The organism is Fibrobacter succinogenes subsp. succinogenes S85, from assembly GCF_000146505.1.
Classification (GTDB): Bacteria; Fibrobacterota; Fibrobacteria; order Fibrobacterales; family Fibrobacteraceae; genus Fibrobacter; species Fibrobacter succinogenes.
Genome location: NC_017448.1, coordinates 1,474,317 through 1,500,466, shown reverse-complemented (window position 1 = coordinate 1,500,466; position 26,150 = coordinate 1,474,317). Strand labels below are relative to the sequence as shown.

The 26,150-nt window shown below is 47.2% G+C and carries 21 protein-coding genes; 18 read left to right on the top strand and 3 right to left on the bottom strand.

What is annotated here, in order from left to right; genetic code table 11:
• Positions 1 to 10: 10 nt before the first annotated feature.
• Positions 11 to 862, bottom strand: coding sequence for a sigma-70 family RNA polymerase sigma factor (locus FSU_RS06150; protein WP_014545601.1), 852 nt, complete (start codon positions 860 to 862; stop codon positions 11 to 13).
• Positions 863 to 1,095: 233 nt separating this feature from the next.
• On the opposite strand from FSU_RS06150, the gene FSU_RS06145 reads away from it, so the two are divergent.
• The 4 genes from FSU_RS06145 (at position 1,096) to FSU_RS06130 (ending at position 7,038) form a co-directional block, all read left to right on the top strand.
• On the top strand, positions 1,096 to 2,256 hold the full coding sequence (locus tag FSU_RS06145; RefSeq protein WP_244263732.1) for a sensor histidine kinase: 1,161 nt from the start codon (positions 1,096 to 1,098) through the stop codon (positions 2,254 to 2,256).
• A 175-nt stretch (positions 2,257 to 2,431) separates the two neighbouring features.
• Positions 2,432 to 3,712, top strand: coding sequence for a hypothetical protein (locus FSU_RS06140; protein ID WP_015731843.1), 1,281 nt, complete (start codon positions 2,432 to 2,434; stop codon positions 3,710 to 3,712).
• Entirely contained in the window at positions 3,712 to 6,204 is a 2,493-nt protein-coding gene (locus FSU_RS06135; protein ID WP_014545599.1) for a hypothetical protein, read from the top strand. The genes FSU_RS06140 and FSU_RS06135 overlap by 1 nt, the downstream gene beginning before the upstream one ends.
• A 69-nt stretch (positions 6,205 to 6,273) precedes the next feature.
• A complete protein-coding gene (locus tag FSU_RS06130) occupies positions 6,274 to 7,038 on the top strand; it encodes a hypothetical protein (protein ID WP_014545598.1) in 765 nt (254 codons plus the stop codon).
• Between the two features lie 113 nt (positions 7,039 to 7,151).
• Here the strand turns inward: FSU_RS06130 and FSU_RS06125 are convergent, their stop codons facing one another.
• The gene (locus FSU_RS06125; RefSeq protein ID WP_014545597.1) at positions 7,152 to 8,729 is read right to left on the bottom strand and encodes a hypothetical protein; all 1,578 of its coding nucleotides are present in this window, start codon (positions 8,727 to 8,729) and stop codon (positions 7,152 to 7,154) included.
• A gap of 334 nt (positions 8,730 to 9,063) precedes the next feature.
• On the opposite strand from FSU_RS06125, the gene FSU_RS06120 reads away from it, so the two are divergent.
• The gene (locus FSU_RS06120) at positions 9,064 to 11,028 is read left to right on the top strand and encodes an FISUMP domain-containing protein (protein WP_014545596.1); all 1,965 of its coding nucleotides are present in this window, start codon (positions 9,064 to 9,066) and stop codon (positions 11,026 to 11,028) included.
• A 128-nt stretch (positions 11,029 to 11,156) separates the two neighbouring features.
• On the opposite strand, the gene FSU_RS06115 is transcribed toward FSU_RS06120, so the two are convergent.
• Positions 11,157 to 11,981: a tetratricopeptide repeat protein gene (locus FSU_RS06115; protein WP_015731842.1), complete on the bottom strand. Its 825-nt coding sequence runs from the start codon at positions 11,979 to 11,981 to the stop codon at positions 11,157 to 11,159.
• A 189-nt stretch (positions 11,982 to 12,170) separates the two neighbouring features.
• Between FSU_RS06115 and FSU_RS06110 the strand changes: the two genes are divergently transcribed.
• From FSU_RS06110 to FSU_RS06055, 13 genes are all read left to right on the top strand, one after another.
• Positions 12,171 to 12,671 carry a hypothetical protein gene (locus FSU_RS06110; protein WP_015731841.1) on the top strand — a complete coding sequence of 167 codons (501 nt, stop codon included), beginning with the start codon at positions 12,171 to 12,173 and terminating at the stop codon, positions 12,669 to 12,671.
• Between the two features lie 3 nt (positions 12,672 to 12,674).
• A complete protein-coding gene (locus tag FSU_RS06105; protein ID WP_014545595.1) occupies positions 12,675 to 13,406 on the top strand; it encodes a CIA30 family protein in 732 nt (243 codons plus the stop codon).
• Complete coding sequence (locus FSU_RS06100) at positions 13,393 to 14,178, top strand: hypothetical protein (RefSeq protein WP_014545594.1); 786 nt, start codon at positions 13,393 to 13,395, stop codon at positions 14,176 to 14,178. Before FSU_RS06105 ends, FSU_RS06100 begins: the two co-directional genes overlap by 14 nt.
• Positions 14,156 to 15,283, top strand: coding sequence for an AI-2E family transporter (locus FSU_RS06095; RefSeq protein ID WP_014545593.1), 1,128 nt, complete (start codon positions 14,156 to 14,158; stop codon positions 15,281 to 15,283). Before FSU_RS06100 ends, FSU_RS06095 begins: the two co-directional genes overlap by 23 nt.
• Positions 15,284 to 15,390: 107 nt before the next feature.
• Complete coding sequence (locus FSU_RS06090) at positions 15,391 to 15,693, top strand: HU family DNA-binding protein (protein WP_014545592.1); 303 nt, start codon at positions 15,391 to 15,393, stop codon at positions 15,691 to 15,693.
• Positions 15,694 to 15,749: 56 nt separating this feature from the next.
• Positions 15,750 to 16,007: a hypothetical protein gene (locus FSU_RS06085; protein WP_014545591.1), complete on the top strand. Its 258-nt coding sequence runs from the start codon at positions 15,750 to 15,752 to the stop codon at positions 16,005 to 16,007.
• A 249-nt stretch (positions 16,008 to 16,256) separates the two neighbouring features.
• Complete coding sequence (gene carB / locus FSU_RS06080; RefSeq protein ID WP_014545589.1) at positions 16,257 to 19,475, top strand: carbamoyl-phosphate synthase large subunit; 3,219 nt, start codon at positions 16,257 to 16,259, stop codon at positions 19,473 to 19,475.
• A gap of 341 nt (positions 19,476 to 19,816) precedes the next feature.
• Positions 19,817 to 19,954: a hypothetical protein gene (locus FSU_RS16415; RefSeq protein WP_014545588.1), complete on the top strand. Its 138-nt coding sequence runs from the start codon at positions 19,817 to 19,819 to the stop codon at positions 19,952 to 19,954.
• 71 nt (positions 19,955 to 20,025) lie between these two features.
• Positions 20,026 to 20,604: a hypothetical protein gene (locus FSU_RS06075; protein WP_014545587.1), complete on the top strand. Its 579-nt coding sequence runs from the start codon at positions 20,026 to 20,028 to the stop codon at positions 20,602 to 20,604.
• 254 nt (positions 20,605 to 20,858) lie between these two features.
• On the top strand, positions 20,859 to 21,719 hold the full coding sequence (locus tag FSU_RS06070; protein WP_014545586.1) for a TIGR02147 family protein: 861 nt from the start codon (positions 20,859 to 20,861) through the stop codon (positions 21,717 to 21,719).
• Positions 21,712 to 23,175, top strand: coding sequence for a ribonuclease III (locus FSU_RS06065; protein ID WP_014545585.1), 1,464 nt, complete (start codon positions 21,712 to 21,714; stop codon positions 23,173 to 23,175). Before FSU_RS06070 ends, FSU_RS06065 begins: the two co-directional genes overlap by 8 nt.
• Before the next feature lie 12 nt (positions 23,176 to 23,187).
• Complete coding sequence (locus FSU_RS06060; protein WP_014545584.1) at positions 23,188 to 24,900, top strand: S8 family serine peptidase; 1,713 nt, start codon at positions 23,188 to 23,190, stop codon at positions 24,898 to 24,900.
• A gap of 12 nt (positions 24,901 to 24,912) precedes the next feature.
• Complete coding sequence (locus FSU_RS06055) at positions 24,913 to 26,130, top strand: hypothetical protein (RefSeq protein ID WP_015731836.1); 1,218 nt, start codon at positions 24,913 to 24,915, stop codon at positions 26,128 to 26,130.
• Positions 26,131 to 26,150: the final 20 nt, after the last annotated feature.

The following is a 26,150-nucleotide window of genomic DNA, read 5'->3' as shown; positions in this document are numbered from 1 at the left end:
AATAAAGGTGTTATGCAGCTTCGCAGAGGAGTCGTTCGACTTCGGCGTCGCGGAGCTTGTTTAAGGCGTTTTCCTTGAGCTGGCGCACGCGTTCCTTGGAAAGACCGACCATCGGGGCGATTTCCTTGAGGTTGAGGTCGGAATCCATCTTGAAGCCGTAATAGAGCTTGATGATTTCCTTTTCCTGATTGGAGAGATTCTTGTCCAAGACCTTGTCAAAAACTTCTGCACGGTTATTGTTGTCGGCAAGTTCATCGGTACGGCTCTGGGAATCAGAAATCGTATCGCCAAGCGTTGCATCGCCATCTTCGTTGACTGGAGCGTCGAGCGAGGAGGTGGAATTGCCCATCATCAGGATCTTTTCAATTTCGCTTGCCTTGTACTTGGAAAGGCCTTCAAGCGACTGAGTATTGATGGTGAACGTTCCGCCGATGACCTGCTGGACATCCTTGGCGTGACGGTTGAAGCGACGGAGCATGAGTTCCTTTTCGGCGCTGATGCGGATCATGCGGCCTTTTTCAGAAATGGCGCGGGTGATGTTCTGACGAATCCACCACACGGCGTAGCTGATAAACTTGATTTTGAGGGAGCGGTCAAAACGACGAGCGGCTTCGATGAGTCCCATGTTCCCTTCGTTAATCAGTTCCATGATGTCGAGGCCACGTCCCTTGTAGAGGTTTGCGATGTTCACGACAAAGCGGAGATTGGAGTTGACTAACATGTCCAAGGCAGCCTTGTTGCCTTCTGCGGACTTCTGGAGCAATATCGTTTCCTGTTCTCTTGTGAGTAACGGGTAGCGAGAAATGTCGTTCAGATATTGCATGTAAATGTCTTTCTGTTCACGATTGTTAAGGGTTTTCATGGTGACCTCCTCATTTTTACATTATCAAATTTACCTCCAGATTGAATTCCTTGTGTCATTACTTAGAATGGTGCGTGCAAAAGTTAAATTGAGTTTTTGTTAAAAAAGTTCGTGATTTTTGTCACGAAATTGTCATGATGGGCAAAATAGGCTGGTTTTTAACTAATTTTTTTGCTATGAATGACAATCGCTCTACATTTTGTAATGAAAAAAGTGCTGGCTTTATCCAGAAAATGCGAAACTTCCTCTCGGTCTTGCAAGAGATGGACTTTGAACGTAATGAAGAAAAGGTTCGTAAGATTCTGGAGGACGACCGTGAATTTATTCGATTCCCGATTCCCATTTTTTTGCCGGCGCTCCTTATTTGGCTGTTTATGCTTCTGTTCCCGCTGGTGTTTATCATGGACCCCTCAAACGCCTCTAGCGTCAATTTAAATGGTCTCCTTACCTTCTATTTTCCGTTACTTTGTACATTGCTTATCTTTATGCTGAACCAGAGGTACTTGGTCCCGCTTTGTATCTTTAAAAAACGTTACGGATTGTATTTCCTTAGCAACTCGGTCTTGGTGTTTGCTACGCTGTTTTTGCGTGAAGTAATGTTGTTTGTAATGGAACGGACTCCGGACGATGGCGTCTCTTATTTTTTTGATGCTTATTGCTTTTCTTCGCTTAAGGGCCATTTTAGCTTTGGTACTGTGGCAACTTTTGTAATGCTGGTGAGCCTAGTTTGTCTGATTTGCGTCTTTTACCACCTGACGCTTCGTCAGATTATGCGAGCTTTTATTTTGCGTGAGCAAAAACGCATGGGCCTCCAGTATGAACTGGATTTTTTGAAGAATCAGTTGAGTCCGCATTTTCTCTTTAATACGTTGAACAACATTTCTGCTTTAATCCAGATTGATCCGAAACGCGCTGAAAGCTCCATGAACAAACTTTCTCAACTTTTGAGAATGATGCTTTACCAGGTCAAGGACAAGTACATTACATTGCAAGAAGATGTGGATATCTTGCAAAAGTACGCCGATTTGGAAAAGCTCCGTCTTGATGAAAGTTTTGATTTTGTCTTTGATGTAAAACTTGATAATCCGAACATGATGATAGAGCCGTTGCTGATGATGCCTTTGATGGAAAATGCGATGAAGCATTGTGTGAATCCAAACGGCAAGAGTTTTGCGCATATCTCTATTACGCAGGCTAGCGGTGATCTGCATTTCCATTCGGAAAATTCCAATTTCCCGAGAAAGTCTAGCCGCAAGGGAAGCGGGCTTGGACTTTCTACATTTGAAAAGCGACTGGATTTGATTTACCCGGATGCTTATACGTATTCCGTGAATATAGTTGATGGTGTTTATATAAGTGATTTGATTATTCGCTTGAAAAAAGATAATTCATAATTTTTTTAATTAACCCCTTTACACAATCAAAAAAATATTGTAGTTTAATTGGCGCCTTGATGGAAATCAGGGCGCTTTATTATATTCTTATCTATATTCTTCCTTATATCCTTACCTAGATCCTTACGGCTGGATAAGCCTGTTTATCAAAAACAATCTGTATAAAGGAAATCCTATGAACTATAGGATGTTTAAGGGCGTGGCCTTTGCGGGAGCCTTGTTGGCACTCAATGGCTTTGCCGAGGAATGTAAGGGCGTCGCACTGTATTCTGACGGTAGCGACAATGGTCAAATGATTGAATCGGGGAGGACTTTCCCGGAGCTTCCGGAATGGAAGGCAAATTGGGGAAACTTTGACGGAATGAATGCTCCGTATATCCGGTTGTCTGGCGTGAAAAATGTGCAAGGCGATTGGAAGGGCTTGCTTTCGTTCCCGACGCTTCCGTTGCATGTTGAGGGTGGTGTGCTCCGCTTGAAGGTTCGCGCTACGCAGAATGCAAGGTTTGGTATTTGGCTGAAAGGGTCTTTGTCGGAAAGTCGTATCCATTATGTGGAGTTGGCGGCGAATAAAACGCAATCGCTGGAAATTCCGCTTGCTGGGCTTGGCGTGACAGGCGCGATGGACGTTATGAATGTGGGCGTGGGGCTTTTCCAGGTTCCGCAGTACCAATACACAACGCTGTTTTTTGACGATGTTGGATTTAGCTGCGTGAAAAATGGTGCAGGAGGTGTATCGTCTTCTTCGTTTGCTATGGAAATCACTGATGAAAGTCCGTGGAAATACGAATTTTCCAATGTTGATGCGTGGTCAGTAAATCGTGAAACGCGTTTATTGCCTGCAAAGGAAGCTGAATTTAGTGCTGCGTATTCTCCGCAAGAACGTAATGCGCTTATCTCAACGACGGATGCCGATTTTTGTGTCAGTATGCTGGACCACGCGAAAATTGTGAACAGTGTCCAGGCTTCGGAAATGACGGCGAAAAAATCTCGTTTGGCATGGTTTGATAATTTGTACACGATTGTCCGTAATCGACTCAGGGAAAATGTTGTGGCCAATCCGAAACAGCTTTATTTTGAAGCTGAAGCTGTTGCCGCAAATTCGGATTATACGGTGATTCCTCTGCTTGTTGCGGATTTGGATTATGTGTATAGGGCCTGTGCTGATGATGCTTGCGGTTCAACTCGGAATGTGAATGCCCATTTGCTTACGGCGGGATTACCGACATCGTTTGTGCGCGGGTCAAAGGTGAGCCTTGTGCTAGACCCCTATTTTGTTGTCACGAAACAAAGGGTATTGCCTTCAATTTCTGTTTGCGTTTCTGGTACGTGCAAGTCGATTTCTCCAAAGGAGAGACTTGAACTGGAATTTCCGTCAGCGGGATTGCAGACAATTGTTTTCAAGATGAAAAGCGGCGGAAGAAGTGTTGAACAGAAACTCTTTGTGGAGGTAAAATAATGATTCGTAATATATGGCTTGCTTTTGTTGCCTTCTTTGCTGTAAATGCGATGGCCGCTCATAAGGACTATTCGTTCTTTGTTGACGGTCAGGAAAAATTATGCGTTGAAAATGGCAAGGCGCTTTTGAATTTGGAAGGCTTTGACCGTACAGGGAATGCTTGCAGCGGTAAGGCGGAAACCGTACGAATTCGCGTTATAAATGCTCCTGAAGATCAGGGATCTCCGACGGGTATTTATTTGGAACGTCCGTTTTTGATTATTGACGGAATCAACTTGGACCCGGTCGAGAAGAAAACGTTGACGGATCTGGAAGGAGAAGTGAATCAAGCCTGGATCCCGTTCTTGCTCAAGAATCTTGGGTATACGCCAATCCTTGTGCAGTTTACGGAAACAGTGCGAACATCGCTTCAGGAAAATTCAAAGGTGTTAAGCCAGCTGTTTTCTTTCTTGAGTGACAATAAGCTTATCCCGTTCCCGGGAGCGAAAGAAGATGGTTTTATTGTTTTGGGAATCAGTCAGGGCGGTGTTATTGGGCGTTATGGTGCTTATCTGTATGATTCTCATCGTAGCAGTGTTGATGCTCCGATACGTCTGTTCTCGTCACTGGATTCCCCGCATCAGGGGGCGGTCATGCCGATGGGGCTTTTCAATACGGTCGCCTTCTGGGGGAATAAGGGAAATTCTGCATCGGCTTTGATGTTCAAGGATATTCTGCTATCAAAGGGAGCTGCGGATCTTTTGGTTTATGAGAACAAGTGTGATGGTGGAACTTGTACGTCTGTGGCGAATACAAAGGGAAGGTTCCTTTTTGAAGATTATCGCAATGCGGCCGAATACAAGGGTTTCCCAACAGTTCTTGTGTCTCAGGGACAGTTGAAAGGGAAGAGCCCGGAACATAAAAACGACTATTATCATTTGGAACGCCATGCTGACAAGGGGCCGATTACGCTTGGTTCTGCGGTAAGCCATTTGCACAACTCTGATAATAATGGTTTGCTCTCCCATAACCGTAAAAAGGAATTGACGGATGATGCCGTATCAAATGATTACAATGGAACGTCAAAGTACGACTTTATTCAGGGGTCAACATACCCGTTTGCGGAGACTATCTACAGTTCGCTCCGTCAGGGATTTTTAGATGCGATGCCAGAAGACATGAGTAAGAATGTGTTGCTTTTGAACTTTAATATCGGAACGTCTTGGGGTGCCGATGAACTGATTCAAGACCGCAGCACGTTTATTCCGACGGTCAGTGCCATGGATATGAAGTGTAATGGCGATTTGGCGATTCGTTCGGATTGTGGCTTTACACAGTCGTCAGCCGGTTTCCCGTTTGAAAATCCGGGGACGAAGAGTACAGCGAATGCGGCTTACGCTGTGGATCCGACGCATCCGCGCTATGGTGAGGCGATTAGCGGTCGCCATATTGAATTGCCTTTTGAGACGAAGGCAATGCAGCCTGTTTATGATGGCTTGCGTGTCGATATGTGGCGAATTCTGTGTGAAGTTGCAAAGTATGATTACGATCGTGACTTGGGGCAGTTCAGAAATCCGAAGTTGATTGGGTATTTCTCGCCGGATACGAAGTGTCTGGATGCAAGCAAGATTCCTGATATCATGCGCAATACGGGATTCCCTAGAATTGGCCGTTTTGCATATGCCCGTTATGATTACAACGCTTCTGCAACAGAAAAGAATTCTGAGGTGAAGTTCAAGTTGCCGGCGGGCTGGAAAAAAGTTGCGTCTTGGAATTCGGGTGAAAATATCAGGGCAAATACATCTTTTGAGGTGAACGTCAAGGTTGAAAATCCCAAAGGAAACTGGATGAAAGCTGAACTCCTCCTTTGCCGTACAAAATTCTGCTCGGGCAGTCTGCAGCTCAATGAAGTTTCTGTTCCTGTAGATGGCAAGATACATACGTTGCGCTGGCAGATGCCTGCTAACGACGGCGCGTTGGATGGTTTGCGCTGGTTCCGTCTTGTGCTCAATTCTGACGGAGGTGATGTGATATTGATAGATCCCTATCTTGTCCTGAATACCTATGGCGAAGCCTCTGTTCCGGCAAAGATTGCATCTGCGGATATTTATCCGGGATCGTATGAAAATTTCGCATGGGATGCGAACGTGCAGATGGAACCTTATGATGATGCTTTGGGCTCAGGGCTTGAAGTCAAATTTGATAGGGCTGGACGCGGTATGCATTTTGCGTTTGGCAGGATGGTTTCAATGGATGATTTCGAGAATCTTGTTGTTGATTATTGGCCGGAAACTTGCCAGCATACGGCTGTATTTTTTGACTCCAAAAAGTTGACTACCGCGAATCTTGCTAACGGTAGTTTGCAAAATGGATTTGTTCGGAAAATTTTACCATTGCCCGAAATCATGGATTTGAGCGTGACCCCTCAGGGCTCCAAATCCGCTTATCGCCTGGTTTTGCAGTCTATCTCGGCTAGCGATCGCTGCGTCATAAAATCAATTTCTCTGAAATAGCGGTCTCTTGTTGCGTCTACCAAAATATGATATATTGTTTGAGCAAAACAAATAAGTAGGAGAACGAAAATGAAGAAGTCAATTCTTTTCTGTATGTTGTCTGTGGCGGCGATGTCGTTGTGCGGATGTTTGAACCCGCATTTGAGTTCAATGGGTGCATCTACGATGGTGGTCGCTCATCAGCCGCGACTTGCTGTTAACGGAGAAAACTCTGCAATGAATTTGTCTGTTGATGCTTTTGGCGGTGCTAAAATGACTGGCCGTAACGTCAAGGACGGATTTTCTGCAGGTGCAACGGCATCGTTGAATTACAGACCGCTTGGAACAATGACACCGTTGTATGTTGAGGCGGCCTTTGGTGGCAAGGGCGGTAAGGCGTCGTTTGATTGCTCGGAAGTGGGCAAATGCAATGACTTCTATAATGCATGGCTAGAAGGGCCGGATGGAAAGAAAAAGTATTCGTTTTGGAACTTGCAAGAACGTATTGCCGTTGGCGCTGACTTTGACGTAGGCCCTCTGATTTTAGGTCTAGGGGCTGGTATTCAGCTGTTTGAAGGCGGTGGCGATTTCGACGACATGCGCGACTATCTCGGAAAGAGCCTTGCTGAAAATGATGACGAAGGCTATGGCGTAAAGCTTTATTCCACGGCTCGCGTTGGCGCAAGACTTGGGCAACATGGCGTATTGGCTTTAGATGCTGACTTCATGTGGCTCAAGACGCTGAATGTCGGATTTATGCTCAATTACTTCCATCCGTCTGGATTCCATGGCGGCGTGTTTGCAGCAGAAAAGGTTGGCTACGGCGTGAACTTTGGCAAGACGTTTAGCTTCTAGATGTTGCTGGTGTAAGTTCATTTAGCAGTCCATATAAAACAAAGGACTTCGAGCAAAGCTCGAAGTCCTTTTCAATGCTTGAAGCGAAGTCTTTAGACTTTCGCGAAAGCCTCTTACTTGCTGAGGGTCTGAACCTGAACGTCCCAGCTCTGGTTGCCGAGGGCAATACGGTAGGTGCTTGCTGCACCGGCCTTCATGTTCTTGGTGTCGACAGCAGGAGCGGCGTTCGGGTCCTTCTTCGGCACGCCAATGTGGCGGTTGCCCTTGAGGAATTCGATACCCTTGTTGCCAGCCTTCGTCTGGAGGCAGCCCGTGATGAAGATGGTTTCGTCGTTGACCGGGAGACCATTTTCTTCGAGGAGCTTCTTTGCAGCAGGGATGCCCGGCGGAAGAATTTCTTCTGCGCACTGGACGCCCGGATAGGCTTCCTTGAACGGCTTCATGCCGAACTGATCGGCAGCAATCTTCACGAGTTCCGGATCCGGTTCGCACGGAGTCTTACCCTGGTAGCCGAGGAGCATCTTGCCGTAGCCTTCGGTCATCTTGAACCACGTGCCGCGACCTGCAGCCTGGTTCAAGGTGTTCATGTAAGCCTGCTGGAAGTAGAACTGAGAAACCGGCGTCACGGAGGAAGCAAAGCCACCGCGGCGGACGCATTCACTCATGTTTTCGATAACCTTCGGGAAGAGGTGGAATGTCTTGGTTTCGCGCATCATGAGCGTGTTAGCTGTGAGAGCGCCACCCGGCATCGGGCTGAAGATAACGTCGGTCGTGATCTGACGTGCTTCTGGCGGGAAGTTGTAGTCCTTGAGGCATTCTACTGCAACGTTGTTGGCTTCCATGAGTTCCGGAATGTGATCGTCGACGATGCTGTCTTCACCGAGGGCGAGCTTGTATTCCGTACCCTTGAGGGCGTGGAACATGGAGAAGAGGTCCGGCTGAGCCGTACCGCCAGAAAGCGGCTTGCGGCCGAGGTCAACGCCATCTGCGCCACCTTCGATAGCAGCCTTGTACTGAGCCACACCAGTACCGCAAGTGTCATGGCTGTGGATGCGGAGTTCGACCTTGTCACCGAGGAGCTTACGAGCGCGCTTGAATGTTTCGTAGACCTTGTTCGGGTTTGTCGTACCGGAAGCGTCCTTGAAGCAGACGGAAGCGAACGGAACACCGGCGTCCAAGATGTTGCGGAGGATGCGTTCGTAGAATTCCGGATTGTGTGCTGCGTTGAGGTCGCATCCCGGAGGAAGTTCCATCATGGTGACGACGACTTCGTGTTCAAGTCCTGCGTCCGTGATGCACTTACCGGAGTAAATGAGGTTGTTGACGTCGTTGAGAGCGTCAAAGTTACGAATACGGGTCATGCCGTGCTTCTTGAACATCTTGGCATGAAGATTGATCATATCGCGCGGCTGCGGAGCGAGAGCGACCACGTTGATACCGCGAGCGAGAGTCTGGAGGCGGATCTTCGGACCGACAACGCGACGGAATTCGTCCATCATGTCGAATGCGTCTTCACCGCAGTTCTGATAGAGAGCCTGGAAACGGGCGCCACCACCTGCTTCGAAGTGGGTGATGCCAGCCTTCACTGCTGCTTCAACAGCAGGCATGAAGTCCTTCATGAACACGCGAGCGCCGAAGATGGACTGGAAGCCATCACGGAACGAGGTGTCTTGGAACAGAATCTTTTTCATAATGTTTTCCTGTGGGATTTAATCCCTTGTTTTTACTGTACAATAAAATACGGGGACAAAGATAGCAATTAGAACTTAGAACTTAGAACTTAGAGCTTAGAAATGTGGGGTAATTTAGAACTTAGAGCTTAGATCTTAGAACTTAGGGTTTAGATCTTAAAATTTAGAGGGGGGAGGTTGGTGGCTTGAATTGTATGTAAATAAAAATTTTCGTGTGGATGCGAAACTATTGAAACAAATTGTATCATCTAAAAAGAGGGATTGTGAAAAATGTATTTTTGGTCAAATCTTTATAATACAAACACGCTTAATTGTGTTGGAATACGGAGTCTTTATGAATAAAAAGTACGCTCTTGCTGTAGCTACTACGTTCCTTGCTGCGGAATCGGTTTTTGCCGCTCCGTCTGGCGACAAGACTGTGGTTGCTTGCGGCTTTGACGATATGTTCGGTAATTCGTGCTACTGGCGCTGCCCGGATATGGAGGATACGTTTAGAACGGAAAAGAAGGACGATCGTTGCGCCAATGTGCTTTTCAGATGCGCCAATTATCCGCGTTCTTTTATGCGTTCCTCGGTTGGTAGCAGTGAAATCTGGATTACCCCGGACAAGTACAACTACTATTTTGGTAAGCTTCCGCAGGAATATGACTGCAGTATTTCTGAAGAGGAACGTGCTGCCCAGGCTACGCGCCCGACCCAGCCGCCTCCGCCGAATCCGTATGCTGCAAATAAATACCAGAATACTTCAACTTATGATGAATCGAAGAACCTCCTCATTGATAACCGCGACGGTGAACGCTATACGACGGTGAAGATTGGTGGCCGAGTCTGGATGGCTGAAAACTTGAAGTTCCGTTTGCCGGAAAGCTACTGCTACGATAACAATACTCAGAATTGCGAAAGCTACGGTAGACTTTATACGTGGAATGCCGCCAAGAAGGCTTGCCCGGATGGCTGGAGCTTGCCGATGGGTGATGACCTCAACTACCAGGACTTCAATCTGAACAGCTTCAGAGTGCTTGACGGTGGTTACTATGTTGATGGCGAACGCTATATTGACCTCGGCAGCCGAGCTTTCTTCTGGCTTGGCGATGAAAAGGGCAGTGACCGTGCCGATGCCATGAGCTTTAGAGGCCAGAATCTCGAAACGTTTGCTTTCCAGGGGCGCAAGGCCAATGGCTATTCAGTGCGCTGCATTCAGAACTGGGAAGCGGCTTGCAAGGAACGTCTCGGTGGCGTGATGGACAATGCCGGAAAGACGTATAGGACGCTTAAGATTGGTGACCAGACCTGGATGGCTGAAGATGTGATCCTTGACCGTCTGGATGAAATGGAAGCCCGTAACCTTAATCGTGCTTGCCCGCGTGGCTGGCATGTTCCGGAACAGTATGAATACGAGCAGCTGTTCTCGAAGGCGACCGAGTTTGAAATCCATGCCAATGACAAGCGCATGAGGAACAATCGCGATGCGAAGGTGAATCCGTGCAGCATGAATTTTGACTTCAAGCGCGGTTACTGGACTTCTTCGAAGAACGGCAACGAAGTGACTTACGTGGATTGGAAGTACAATGCCATCCGCGAGAAGGGTACGCCGTATTTCAAGCATGGTGATGCCTATACGAACAAGCTTCGCTGTGTGAAAAATGGGCCGTCTTATGGAACTCCTAAGCCACAGGTGACGACGTCCCAGGCTGGTGGAAAGCCGGCCGCTCAGGGAAATTCCTCTAAGAATGCCGCAGACAAGACTGTCCTTGAAAAGTTCATTTTGCAGGGCGTGACGTTCGGCGTTGGTCAGTCCAAGTTTACGCGTGAATCTTCTGACGGCTTGAACAGGCTTGCAGCCCACTTGAGAAACTATAACGGCAAGACGATTGAGATTGTCTCCCATACGGATAACCTTGATCGCCCGGAAAGAAGCCGTGTGCTTGCCTTGAAGCGCGCTGAAGAAGTGAAGAGCTACTTGGTGATGGCAGGCCTTTCTGGTCAGGATATCATTGCAACGGGCAAGGGCGGTGACGAACCTCTCGTTCCGAATACGACTCCGGATAACCGCATGAAGAATAACCGCATCGAAGTGTTTGTGTATTCCTATGACGCTCCGGCACAGGCTGCAAAGCCTCAGCAGAAGAATGCTCAGTCTGCTGCTGAACCGGCTCCGAAAAAGCCGTGCAAGGAACGTGATATGGCTAATAACAAGCTTGGCGAATGCTACTCTTACACGGAAGGTACGAAGGATCACAGAAGGTGCATGGCAGCGTACAAGAACCTGCTGAACCTTGCTAACTCTAAGTGCAAATAAAGTATTGAATTCCGCCGGTTCCCGACGGTGACATATTGTGAAAACAAAGAAGCGCAGCTCTTTGAGCTGCGCTTCTTGTCTAAGTTCTGCCAACTAAGTTCTAAGAGGGCTGAAAGCCCGGTCTATCCCTAGATGAACATCATCGTGTTAAGCTTTGCACGGTACTTCCAAGTGAGCTCGTGCTTCGGACCAAGAACGCCGAAGAGCGTGAGCATCGCCTTCTTGGCGGCTCCGTCGTTCCATTCCGGAGCTTCGACATACAAGTTCAGGAATGCCTGGAGTGCGCTTTCGAAATCCTCTTCGCAGGCGAGCTTGCACGCTTCGTGATAGACGATGGCCTCTTTGCCTTGAACGTCCTTCTTGGCGACTTCGGCATGGAAGTCGAGGAGTTCCAAAAGCGATTTTGCTTCACGGTACTGGTCGTCGCTTTCGACAAACTTGGAGAGGATATCTTTTGCCTTTGCGGTATCGCCGAGACCGAGATTTGCCTTTGCCCACAGGAGCTGGAGCTTCTTGTCGTTTGGGTTCTTGGCGAGAGCTTCGTCGAGCATTGGGAGCGCTTGATCGAAGTTCTTTTGCGCAATGGCGTCTTCAAGAGCGGTCTGGAAACGGGCTTCTTCGGAGACGTAGAATTTTTCGAGACGTTTCTTGAGGTCGGCTTCGGGGAGCACGCCTTGGATGACGTCTGCAATCTGGCCTTTATCGACCACGTGAATTTCGGGGACGGACTGCACGCGGAACATCTGGATGAGGCGCATGTTTTCGCGGTCGTCGCAGCTTACGACGCCGAGCGTAAAGTCCATGCTTGTGGAAAGCTGGCCTGCCAACTGGGAGTATGGGGCGCAATCCGGGTATTCTGCGGAAGAGAAAAGAATCGCGACAGCGCGCGTTTCAGAGGCCTTGATGACCTCTTCTTCAAAATTTTCTGCTGTAATTTGAACTACTTTAGCCATGCATTAAATTTAGTTAATAGTTACTAGATACTAGTTACTAGTGATATGTAAAAACAGGGCGTTGCGGGATGTGCCCGCTTGAAGGGGTGGTGAGCAACAAAGTGCGAGCCAGGGGAAAGCTTTCCCCTAAACACTATTTTCTCTCGTCTTTCGTCTTTCGTCTTTCGTCTATTATCTATATTAATCTACATGTGTAAATGTTCTTTTTGCGGTTCAGAAGTCGAGTCCCTCAGAATTGTCAATCTTGATCTGAGGATTTGCCCGAAGTGTTATTCCATTTATTTCCCGTGCAACCAGACGTTCGCCTTTTACGGAGGACTCTCGGACAAGACGCGTGAATTGTGGCTCAATGACTTGAACAAGAAAAACGTGCAGGACCCGCCCTGCGAAAATCCGGTGTGCATCGATCACGGTCAACCGCTTGTGAAAGGCAAACTTCCGCATTACGGTTTCGATGGCTACGTGACGACTTGCTGCGAAACGTTCCATATGATGCCTTCGACGGTGAAACAGCTTTTGCAGTGGTCCCTGGATATCAAGGCGGCTCCGCAGGCAAAAGAAGGCAAACACCACTTTTTCTTTATCCATTGGATTGATTCGCTTGTGAACAAGATTTTTGGTGAAAAGCCTGTGGAAGAAGATCCGCTGGACTACATTCAGTACAATAGAACTTTAAGGAAATTTTTTTAGTAAATGAAAAAATCATATACGATTTTAGCAATCATTGCGATTATTGTTGTTGCCATCTATGTAATGCTTCCGAAAGAGCGATTTGCTGAAACTGTGTTTCCACTAGGGGATGGTGCAAAAGTATCTGCTTACGACGATAATGCAGACGGGGGAACGTCTGCGGTCCAGTTTAAATCTTCGGATTCTCTGGCGTCGTTCCAGTGCGCGTTGGGCATGGACGAAAAAAAATCGGCCTGGTGCGGGCTTGTTTTTGACTTTGACCCGAATGGCGAAAAGAAGTACCACAACTGGAAAAATGTCGATACGCTTTATCTGGATATCGATATTGCGGGGACGAGTGAAGTCAACGTAAAGACGTGGACTTATGACCCGGATGTGACTGATTTGTCGAATCCGAGTTCGTTCAGAATGCTCTTGAAGGAAGTCCCTGTTAAATCGGGACGCAACCAGATTGCCATCCCGTTCGAACAACTTTACATTCCTGATTTCTGGTACGACAATTTGGGCGTGAAGCGTTCCCGTAACCGTCCGCATCACGAAAGTGTTGCACGCGTAGAAATCTCGGCCGGCTGGAACCAACCGCGCGGGAAGAATTTTGTTGTCAATGTCCGTGAAATTACGGTGAGCGGGACGAGCAATCGGGCTTATGGTATATTCCTGTTTATTATTCTTGGACTTATGATCGTGGCGATTGGACGCAGTCACCCAGTGAAGGAGTACGATGAAAAAAAGTAGGTGGATTGGAATCTCGATTTTCCTAGTCCTGCTTATTGCTTGGGGCTTTTTCTATTCACGCTGTGGGGGAGTGGCGGTGGAGCTTTTCCCTGAGCGGACGTTCGATGTTTTCCCGCTAAACGATAGCGCTGTCGGTGGATTTTCGACAAGTGAAGTCCAGCTGACGGATACGCTCCTGATTTCATCGGTCGTGATTCATTCGGGTAAGGCTTTTACTTATGCGGGTGTTGGCTTTAACCTAAAGTCTAAGGATAAACGCCCCGGTAGCGTTTTTGACCTGACGAAGTTTGATTCCTTGGAAATCCATGTCGCATCGAAGCGCATGAATTCCATGAAACTCCGCATCTTGACGGATGACCCTGTCTATACGCGTGGCGGCGATTATGCGACGCTTCGTGTTCTGGAAAAGGAAATCCCGTCGGCGCCTTACATGCTGATGGGTGGTGCGAAGGACCGTTTTGCGGTGAGCAAAATTTCGCTCAGTGAATTCCGTGTGCCGGAATGGTGGCTTTCGCAGCAGGGCCTTGAAGAAGATGACGGCAAGACCTATCTGAATCGCGGCTCGTTTTTTGAAATTGTAAGTGGCGGTTCTACGCTTCGCGGGATTCCTGATGAAATGGAAATCCGCTATGTGCGACTCTGGGGTGCAAATGAAGGCCAAAAGAAAACGATGTATATCGTACTCGGTGCCATTCTCTTTGCACTTGTTCTATTTTTAGTGTGTTCTGCGAAGTCATGCAGGAGGGAAAATGCAAAGAAATTGGACGCTTGATAGGGTGATGCGCTATGTGCTGATTGCTGTAGCGGTTGCTGTTTCTCTTGTGGTTTTGAATTATTTGAGCGGGGTGCTGTTTCCGTTTTTTGCGGCATTCTTGATTGCTTACATCATGGACCCACTAGTTTGCAGATTGCAAATAAAATTCCGCTATCGTGTGATTGCCGTGGTGGTGGTGCTTTTAGGTGCTGCTATAATCATTGGCGGTTGTATGTATTTCTTTGTCCCGAAAGTTGTTCATGAAGTCCAGTATTTGGGAACGCTTATTTCAAGAATCTTTACGGATTCAACTTGGAGCGATCGAATCATGACGTTCTTGCCTGCGGATACGTGGGCCTCCGTGAAGACGATGATTTCCTGGAACAGCATTGCCGAGGCTATGGAATCGCTTGATGTGTGGAGTGTTGTTCAGACGGTTTCCGACCGCATTCTTCCGGGCGCGTGGGACATTCTTTCAAAGACCTCTACGATTTTTATGGGCGTGTCAAGCGCGGCTGTCGTGTTCATGTACCTTGTCTTCATTATGCTTGATATGCATAAAATCAGGAAGGGCATTCGTCGCTTGATTCCGCGTCGCTATCGCCGTGAAGCGGGTGAATTCGCAAGCTCTACGGATAAATTTATGGGTACGTACTTCCGTGCTCAGTCAATGGTGGCTTTTACGGTGGGCGTGCTTTATGCGATTGGCTTTAGCGTCATGGGGCTTCCGATGGGGGTTGCTTTTGGACTTTTCTCGGGCGCATTGAACATGATCCCTTATATGCAGCTGACGACGATTCCTTTGGCCCTACTACTGGCGGTGGTTTACGCTTTGGATAAGGGAATGCCGTTCTGGGAAGTGGCTATTATCATCCTTGCTATTTATCTTGTCGTGCAGATTATCCAGGACTTCTTTTTGGTGCCGCACATTGTCGGTAAGTCCATGAATCTGCCTCCGGTGGGGATTCTTCTGTCGCTCTCGATTTGGGGCAAGCTGCTTGGATTCTTGGGCCTTTTGGTGGCGATTCCCTTCACGTGCATTTGCCTTGTTTATGTAGAGAAATTAAGGAACAAGGCCGACCAGTACGTGGAAGATGCGGGCCGACTAGCTCCCAAGGCTTGATTTTATGCGGTTTTAAAAACTTTTTTCATTAAAAACCATTCTTATCTAAGAAAAAAAAAGTATAATATTACCAAACAATTCACAAATCTGACTCAAGGAGTTATAAAATGAACAAACAAGATCTCATTGAAGCCGTGCTCGCTAACAAGGAAGCTGGCATTGAATCCAAGGCTGCTGCTGCTCGCGCAATCGACGCTGTTCTCGACGGTATCGCTGCTGGCATCAAGAAGGACGGCAACGTCCAGCTCATCGGTTTCGGTACTTTCACTGTGAAGTCCCGCGCTGCTCGTACTGGCCGCAATCCGCAGACTGGTGCTACCATCAAGATCAAGGCTTCCAAGACTGTCGGCTTCAAGGCTGGTGCAGCTCTCAAGGAAACCGCTGCTAAGAACAAGCCGGCTAAGAAGTAATTTCTGAGCTAGATTTGCTTTTTGCAAAGGTGGGTCGCTTTTAGGGCGGCCCTTTTTTGATTGAATTTTTTTTGTTGATTGAAAAGTTTATTATATTGATGGATAACAACTTAGAGGTCTTTATGAAACGCAAGTTTATGGGTTTGTTTTTAGTCGCTAGTGTGCTTGGTCTTGTTGGTTGTGCTGCACCCAGTGATAGTGATGCTCAAAGCCTTCGTGAAAGGTGCTTTAAGGAACCGCAGCTTCCGGAATGTCAGGAGTTGCCTGCTCAGGAAGAACCGACTGAAAGCGTTCCTATTGATAGTGATTTTTAGCGCCCGCTATTGAAATGATCTATCACTTATTCTATATTTGCACAAGTTTAAGTCTTTGCGAAATAGGAAAGTGATGAACGGAATGCTCAAAAACGCTAAGCGCAACTGCGACATTATGCATGTCGCGCCGTTCGCTACTATTTCTATTTCCAATGTTGTTTTTAAAGATGCTGAGCCATTTGGTTCAGCTCTTTTTTTAAACAATAAATACGAGTTTTAATAAATAATTAGTCAACGGAGATAAACAAAATGAAGATTGAAGGCATCGACAAAGTCCTTATCATCGGTTCTGGCCCGATCGTGATCGGTCAGGCTTGCGAATTCGACTATTCCGGCACCCAGGCTTGCAAGGCCCTGCGCGAACAGGGTTACAAGATTGTGCTCGTGAACTCTAACCCGGCTACCATCATGACCGACCCGGTCATGGCCGATGCCACCTACATCGAACCGCTGAACGTTGCTCGCCTTACCCAGATTATCGAAAAGGAACGCCCGCAGGCTCTCCTCCCGAACTTGGGCGGTCAGACCGGCTTGAACCTCGCTTCTGCTTTGAGCAAGGCTGGCGTGCTGGACAAGTACGGCGTGAAGGTCATCGGTGTGAACCTCGACGCTATCGAACGCGGCGAAGACCGTGAAATCTTCAAGGAAACCATGCAGAAGCTCGGCATCGACACCCCGCGCTCCGGCATTTGCCACTCTGTGGAAGAAGCCGAAAAGATCGTGGCCGAAATCGGCTACCCGGTGGTGGTTCGCCCGGCATACACCATGGGCGGTGCAGGCGGCGGTTTCTGCTACAACGTGGAAGAACTCCGCACCATTTGCTCTAACGGTCTTGAACTCTCCATGACGCACCAGTGCCTCATCGAAGAATCCATTCTCGGTTGGGAAGAACTCGAAGTCGAAGTCGTGCGCGATTCCAAGAACCAGATGATCGCCATCTGCTTCATCGAAAACATCGACCCGGTGGGCGTGCATACCGGCGACTCCTTCTGTGCCGCCCCATTCCTCACCATCGACAAGAAGCTCGAAGAAGAACTGAAGGAAAAGGCCTTCAAGATTGTGGAATCTATCGGTGTGATTGGCGGTACCAACGTCCAGTTCGCTCACGACCCGAAGACCGGCCGCGTGGTGATTATCGAAATCAACCCGCGTACCAGCCGCTCTTCTGCACTTGCTTCCAAGGCTACCGGCTTCCCGATCGCCCTCATTTCAGCAAAGCTCGCCGCAGGCCTCACCCTCGACCAGATTCCGTACTGGCGCGACGGAAGCCTCGAAAAGTACACCCCGAGCGGTGACTACGTGGTGCTCAAGTTCGCACGCTGGGCATTCGAAAAGTTCCGCGGCGTCGATGACTGCCTCGGCACCCAGATGAAGGCCGTGGGCGAAGTCATGGCTATCGGCAAGACCTACAAGGAAACCCTCCAGAAGGCTATCCGCGGCCTCGAAAACGGTCGCTCCGGCCTCGGCTTTGCGAAGGACTTCAACAAGAAGAGCAAGGAAGAGCTCCTCGAAATGATGAAGACCGCTTCTTCCGAACGTCACTTCCAGATGTACGAAGCTATCCGTAAGGGCGCTACCGACGAAGAAATCTTCGCTGCCACCTACGAGAAGGCTTACTTCGTGCAGCAGATGCGCGAACTCGTGGAACTCGAAGAAGAAATGCTCAAGACTCCGGGTCGCCTGCCTGCTGACGAACTCCTCATCAAGGCCAAGAAGGACGGCTTCAGCGACAAGTACATCGCAAAGATTCTTGGCATCCGCGAAAAGGACGTGCGCAAGAAGCGTACCGAACTCGGCGTGGTCGAAGGCTGGTGCGCAGTGCCGGTGAGCGGCGTGAAGGACCAGTACTACTACTACAGCACCTACAACTGCAAGGACGAATCTACCGCTTCCAACAACCCGAAGAAGATCATGATTCTCGGCGGTGGCCCGAACAGAATCGGCCAGGGTATCGAATTCGACTACTGCTGCTGCCATGCTGCCATGGCTCTCCGCGAAATGGGTTACGAAACCATCATGGTGAACTGCAACCCTGAAACGGTTTCTACCGACTACGATACTTCCGACAAGCTGTACTTCGAACCGGTCAGCCTCGAAGACGTTCTCCAGATTTACCACAAGGAAAAGCCGGCTGGCGTGATTGTGCAGTTCGGTGGCCAGACTCCGCTGAACATCGCCCGCGCTTTGAGCGACGAAGGTGTCAAGATTCTCGGTACGAGCATCGACTCCATCGACATTGCCGAAGACCGCGACCTGTTCCGCAAGATGATGGACCAGCTCGGCATCCCGATGCCGGAAAGTGGCATGGCTACGAACATCGACGAAGCCCTCGCTTGCGTCAAGCAGATCGGTGGCTACCCGGTGATGATCCGCCCGAGTTTCGTGCTTGGTGGCCGTGGCATGGAAGTCATCTACGACGAAGCCATGCTCCGCGAATACGTTGCCAAGGCTGTCGGCGTGACCCCGGACCGTCCGCTCCTCATCGACCGCTTCCTCCACAACGCTCTCGAATGCGAAGCCGACGCCCTCTCTGACGGCGAACACGTTTACATCCCGTCCGTGATGGAACACGTCGAACTTGCCGGTGTCCACTCCGGTGACTCCGCCTGCATCATCCCGCCGGTGACCATCACCAAGGAAAACTTGGCAACCATCAAGGATTACACGAGGAAGATTGCTGAAGCCCTCCACGTTTGCGGCCTCATGAATATGCAGTACGCCATCGAAGACGGCAAGGTGTTCGTCCTCGAAGCCAACCCGCGTGCCTCCCGCACGGTGCCTCTGGTCTCCAAGGTCTGTAACACGCAGATGGCTCGCCTCGCGACCCGCTTGATGCTCGGTGCCAAGCTCGAAGACCTCAAGCTCAAGGACAAGAAGTTCAACCACCACGGTGCCAAGGAAGCTGTGTTCCCGTTCGACAAGTTCCCGAAGGTGGACCCGGTTCTCGGCCCCGAAATGCGCTCCACTGGTGAAGTCCTCGGCCTTTCCGACGACTACGCCCTCGCTTACTACAAGAGCCAGGAAGCTGCAGGTTCCTTCCTCCCGTCCGAAGGCGCTGTGCTCATCAGCCTTTCTGACAAGGTGAACCTCTCCGAACAGGCGATTGAAATCGGTAAGGAATTCCAGAAGCTCGGCTTCAAGATTTACGCTACCGAAGGTACCGCCAAGTTCTACGAAGCCGCCGGTGTCAAGTGCGAAGTGGTGAACAAGATTGCTGAAGGCCGCCCGAACGTTCTCGATATCATCCTGAACAAGCAGGTGAACCTCATCATCAACACGCCGTGGGCAAAGCGCGACGCCATCAAGGACGAAAGCGCTATCCGTAAGGCCGCCATCAAGTACAAGGTGCCTTACATCACCACGCTCGCCGGTGCCTACAACACCGTGAAGGGAATCGCCGCTGCAAGGAACGGACATGGTGCCGTGAAGAGCCTGCAAGAGTACCACGCAAGCATTGAAGAAGTGTAGCGAGCCGAGTGTCGCGCCCAAGTTCGCTTGGGCATGACCGAGGCGATGCAAACTGGCGTCGTAGACGCCAAGTGTAAGGCTTAGTATGAAGGGGGAAGTATCCCCCTCGCTCCAGCCCCGGCCCCGCCCATATAGTCATTCCCTTCGGGAATACTGACCAAAGCCCGCCCCGGCCAGGTCTTACGCTACCCCCACTGCGGGCTTCAAACGCCAGCCCGCAACGCCTGGCTTACTGCAAAAATGTCTGAAAAAGCGAAATGTTATGGAAAACCTCTGGAAAAATCATATTGGATTGTTGACTTGAAGATGATAATTAGTTATATTACTTATAGAGGCTTATTATGGTGAACGCAAAAAAGCAGCAGCTTGTTATGGCATTGCGAAAGTTGCATGCCGCAAAACAGACGGGAAAAATTGCTCCCGTTAATGTTGCTCGTTATCTTGATTTTAAGCGTAAACACGCAACACAAGCCAAATGAATTTTCCCTACGTTCTTCCTGATGGCTCGTTTAGCTGTGAGAAGGTTTGTGACTCGGAGGAGTGCAAACGCTTGCTTAGTACATTTGAGGCTACATGCGAAGCGGGCAAGGGTCTAGAAAAGTATTTAACGCGCGATGCAATTATAGAAACTCGGGACCACGTGTCAACGACCTATATAGTTTTTGACCGTCTGCATGAAATGTGCGGCTATTTTACGCTGAAGACCGCAATCCTGCCTCGTTTCGAGCAACTTCCAGAAGAAAGCGATTTGGATATTCAATTTGATGAAGAAACTGATCGCGAAAGTTCGGTAGAATATACTGATTCGGCTATAGAACTAGTGAACTTTGCTCGCAATGGTGCTTTCTCGAATAGCACAAATTGCAAGGAAGAAATTACGGCAGCCATGTTCTATGGTTTTATCCTTGATATCGTAAAAGCCATAAACGAATATGTGGCTGTAAATTACTTGATTATACACGCCATTGATAAAAGGTTGGTAAAGTACTATCAAGACAATTATGGATTTTCTGAATTTGAACTGAACTCTTCTGAAACTGAGAATATAAAACGGCATGTTCGTCCTGTATATGACGACGGCGCTACGTTTATGGCTCTAGATTTGAGCGACTTGTATAAAAATTCGTAGAGTTTTTTCTGACTTGTTCCGATTTTGTAGAATCGGTTCCGTTTTATGCAATGAAAACCGCAGTGTTGTAGCTGCGGTTCTTTTTTTAGGGGATTTTTCGCTTGCTAAAAATGCTAAAATATGCATTTTACCGTATAGTAAAACTTTAAAATTCTTTTATTATACGCAAAATTATACAAATTGATAAAAATTCGCAAATTTTGTATAGAAAAACTGATCGTGGCAAGCGGATTGGAAAATATATTTAAGGTATAATGAGATCCGTAATTGAATATGAAGACTACCGTTCCTTTATGAACGATTACTACCAGTGGAAAAAGCGAACATCCGCTTTCTCCTGGCGTGATTTTACAAAGAAGGGAGGGTTTACTTCACCCAATTATATGAAGATTGTGTGTGAAGGCAAGAGCGGCTTGTCGAAGAATGGAATTGAACATGCCGCTGACGCGATGGATCTTGTGGGTGCTGAAAGAGAATATTTTAGACAACTTGTGAAATTTGGACAGGCAAAGAGTGATGCAGACAAGAAGGCTGCCTATACAGAAATGAAGGAAATTGCCAGTGCTCACAAGGTCCGTGTTTTAGAAGGGGAATCAGTCTCTTTTTACGAATCGTGGAAATATCCTGTGCTGCGCGAACTTGCTCCCATGATGCCCGGAGCGAAGCCTCTGAAAGTGGCCAAGGCGTGTGGAGGGGCTTTCTCGGCCGAGGAGGTCCGCGATGCGTTGGCATTCTTGACCCGAGCGAAGTTCTTGAAGAAGACTGCGGATGATGTGTACGAGCAAGTGGATAGGTCTCTCCAGATGTCCGTTGCCGCCATGCCGGTGCTCGTTCGTGAAATGCATAAGGAAATGGCTGATTTCGCAAGAGAGGCTGTTGAAAAGTACCCCATAGATGAACGGAATTTTACCGGCATCACCATGGGAATAGACGATGAAGACTATGCCGAAATTTTGAAGGAACTGGACGCTTGCCGTAAAAGAATCATATCCATTGCGACAGCCAAAAAGGGCGGAAACCGAGTGTACCGATTGAATATGCAGATGTTCCCGCTCACAGAAAAAATTCAGAACAATGAAACCTCATTTAAAAATAAGGAGCATAACCATGAATAAAAAAATCATTATTTCCGCTGCTGCTATTATCGCTTTAGCAGCCTGCTCCGAAGATAAGGGAGCAGTATCCACCGTTGGAACAGAACCTTCAACAGAAGCGCCTGTTACTGCAGAAAAGTCTTTATCCGATGCGGATATTGCGTTCATGAACGGCATGCTGGATTCCTTTGGGAGTAACAGCCAAGCTGTCGCTTCTGATGGTGCTAACGATGTGACTCCGACAGATGAACCGACTCTCACACTCTCTCCGGTCTTGTTTACTTTTACGACCGAAAAAGAAGTTGTGTACAACGAGATAAAGTCCAACGGAAGCTGTTGGGTAAATCTGTATGACGAAGAAAAAGGTATTTCCTTTTACAAGTCTAAAAAGGAAAAGGTTCCTGGCTATAACACCATTCTCGATCAATACGATGATGCGACCATTCTCCTCAAGGAAAACGAAGGATCGCTTTATGTGCAGGATTTGCACTATAAAACCTTTGCTGGAAAGACGGAACTTTGCGTATCCGACAGCATAGCTTATGTTGCCGAATGCAGCGAGAAAGGCGGCATTTACAGGATTTATAATGAAGGTTGTGGCACTAGCCTCGAAATGTCCTGTGTAGCCAAGGTCTCCAGTCAGACTGAACTCAGGGCTATCGCCAATACATTCAAAGGCGAATGCGAAACGTTTATTGCGAATCTCCCCGAAGCGGAAGAATTGCCTACCGTGCATTGCCAAGGCGATACGGAAAATGGAATGGTCTGCGACACAACGCAGAAAAATGACGAAAATGTTTCTGCCAATAATGTCGCGAAAACCTTGTCCGATGCTGACATTGCGTTCATGAACAGTATGCTGGATTCCTTTGGAAGCCGCAGTAAGGCTGTTGTTTCTGACGATATCATTCTGGATGAGGTCGTGCCTACCGACGAGCCGACGCTTGCACTCTCTCCGGTCTTGTTTACTTTTACGACCGAAAAAGAAGTTGTGTACAACGAGATAAAGTCCAACGGAAGCTGTTGGGTAAATCTGTACAATCAAGAAGATGGAATATCTTTTTACAAGTCTAAAAAGGAAAAGGTTTCTGGCTATAGCACTATTCTTGATCAATACGATGACGCAACCATTCTCCTCAAGGAAAACGAAGGGTCGCTTTACATACAGGATTTGCACTATAAAACCTTTGCTGGAAAGACGGAACTTTGTGTGGCCGACAGCATAGCTTATGTTGCCGAATGCAACGAGAAAGGCGGCGTTTATAGGATTTACAATGAAGGTTGTGGCACTAGCCTCGAAATGTCCTGTGTAGCCAAGGTCTCCAGTCAGACTGAACTCAGGGCTATCGCCAATACATTCAAAGGCGAATGCGAAACGTTTATTGCGAATCTCCCCGAAGCGGAACCCCTGCCTACTGTACAATGCCAAGGCGATACGGAAAACGGAATGGCTTGCGATACAACTTGGAACGAATAAGGAGGATGAAATATGAATTCCAAAACGATTGCTCTTGCAATATTGCTGCTGGCCTCCACCCTGTTTGCAAAACCGACATATTTGCCGCCTTTGGAGTTAAAAAGTAAAGCGTCAAATGATGTTTTGGACTTTTTAAACGAACAAAAACAGGTCTCTGACACCATAATCAAAAAGAGTTCTGCTCGAGATATTTTAGGTAGAATAAAGAAATCTTCTAATAGTGGCCAAAATGAAGCCTATTATATAATGCGTCCGCAAAGAACTTTAGATGTACATATATCTCCAATACAAGCGAGCCGAGAGATTCAACCGATTTCTGGTCGGTTTGAAGTAAATGGAAATGGAGAAAAGAAGTATTGGTTGGACGGAAATAGAATTTCTGAAGATGATTATTTTAGAAATGTTGAAAATAGACGGGAGAAATTTGTCCCGGTACAACAATATCAAGCTTCTCTCACGGCATCTGAAATTGAAACATTGTTGAATGGACCTGAACCAGTATATATTGATATAGTAAGAAAACCAATTCTTGACAGTTATACTCTTTATACCACAATATTTGGCTATTCTGAGATAACATCTCATGCTCATGCTAACGGATATAAGGGACAAGGCATTGGGGTCTTCTTCAATGATGAGGGCTGCTCTGACCCTGTAGGTTATAATTCAGGGTATTATGTGCTGTTAAATACGTGTTCTAATGGCGTTCGAATGCATCCTACAGCAGTTGCGAAAACCATAAGTACCACAGCACCGTTGGCGACTTTATATGCTTATGATGGTCTTGGAACTGGTTTTTTGAGTAGTCTAAATATGGATGCTCATAATCCGACTATTGAAATAAGTTCGCATTCTTGGCATTATCTTCCGTCTAATGGTGTGTATTCGGGAAACGATAAAGATGTGGACAACTATATCTACAATAATAGACTGATTTCATTCTATGCTGCGGGAAATATATCATCGAGTGATACTACGGATTTTGTTGGATCACCTGGATTGGCTCTTAACACAATTGCTGTTGGGGCGGTAAATCCTTCTAACAATAATTATGTTTCTTACTCTAAATGGAAAAATTCGAATATAGGTAATCAAAAACCCGAAATGGCAAATTATACGGACTTTTATTTCCCAAATATTAATATAGATGTGTGGAATGGATATTTTAACGGTACGAGTGCGTCTACTCCTTACACAGCGGGCATTTTTGCTGATCTTTTAAGCCAATATGGTTTTTTCAAACGCCATCCCGAACTTGTAAAGGCTTGGATCGTGTCTAGTGAAAAAATACCCATAGGAAATGCTTCCAGTCATGATTTGGATAACAATTCAGAAGCGGCAAGGGGTATTATTAGATATTCAAGCATAGCGTGGAATCATAGGTATCGTTATTGGAGTGGATCGAACTCTTGCTGCTTTGATAACAACAATAAAATAACGTTTACGGAAAATGACATCGCATCTAACACGCATTATCGAATTGCTATAGCTTGGCTTACTAGCGGAGACTATGTAATATCGAATAATTCAATAGCGCAGGATATTGATTTGCGAGTTTACCAAAATGGATCGTTGCTAGAATCTTCGATTAGCGCTCAGAATCCGTTTGAAGTTGTAGATTTTACAACGACTTCAAATGCTGATTTGACAATTGAAATATACCGTTATGCTAATTCTGGAACTGACAATGTGATATTGGGTTATACTTTGTGGAATGATTTTTAGGGCTTCTTGACGATGAAATTTGATTTCGGATTACTATTGCTTTGTTCGCTTACTTTGCTGCTGGAATCTTGTTCTGAATCGAACAAGGTATCTGGCGGTACAATCGAAGACCAGAATGCCCTTTTAGAGAAACAGGTGAACGATTGGTATAATTATGGCTTGGATTTGAACGAGGCTGCATATGCCAGAATAGACGGAGGCAGATTGGCCGTTTTGGATGATGGTTCGGGCGCTCGTGCAGAGTGTACCGCGGATAGTGCATCCATAGCGATGACCATACAAATTTCCGGTTCTGTTGCGGTGACAACCTTGAAAGCGGAAGGACTCGAACAATCCTGTGATTCTGCTTTTGCCGAGTTCAAGACTAATTGCGATAATAAGTCTAATAGCGAATTCTTTAGCCTTAGTGAAGGTTGTAAGGAAGGAGCATTTGATGCCGCTTGTCGAGTAAAGGCAATAGAATCTGATTCTGCGAATATCTTGATAACTTATTTTAGCGCTATCGCTACAAATCGGTGTTTTGAAATGTCAAGGAATGCCCAAAATTCAACGGGTAGAGGGGTAACACCGTCTTCTTCGTCAAAAGGGGGTGAAAGTTCAAGCTCTTCTAGTGCTGGCGGGCGAGAGCCTTTGTCAACTATATCTCCTAGCGATACGGCAATAACAATCAAATATGATCAAACACTCGAAAATTATGTCTTGCAGTATGCTTCAAGTGTTGAACAGCTTTCTTTTGACGAACATGTAATTGCATACAACGGATTGCCAAGTATGAATTGTATAGATTTTACGGAATTGACGTTGAATGTAAACACGATGGAGCTAAAATCGCATTTTGTTAAAATTGAAGGAAACGATATACCGCAGTGTTTCCCGATGACGGCGAAAATAATGAAAAATCGTTTGATAGAAAAAGATGGGAACTGTCAATACTTTATAACGTTTGTGGATGGCGGCGGTCTGCTTACTGGAAGTGTTTTGAGTCATGTTGCCGATGGCGAACTGGAATTCACGAAAGTGAAGCCTAGTGGGGAATGTGTCTCTACTGATGATTATTTTTCTGTATTCTTCCTAATTGAAGATTGCAAAAATGAAATAATGTCAACGGAACCGCAAGTTACACACAAAACTTATGAAAGCGAATTCTGGAAATGTGAAGATGGAAACTACAACCCTAATCCGAAGGCGAACCCCTATGGGGAGTGGTTTAGAGAGTCATTGCTTTTGTAGTTAGTTAACAGAAATTCCGA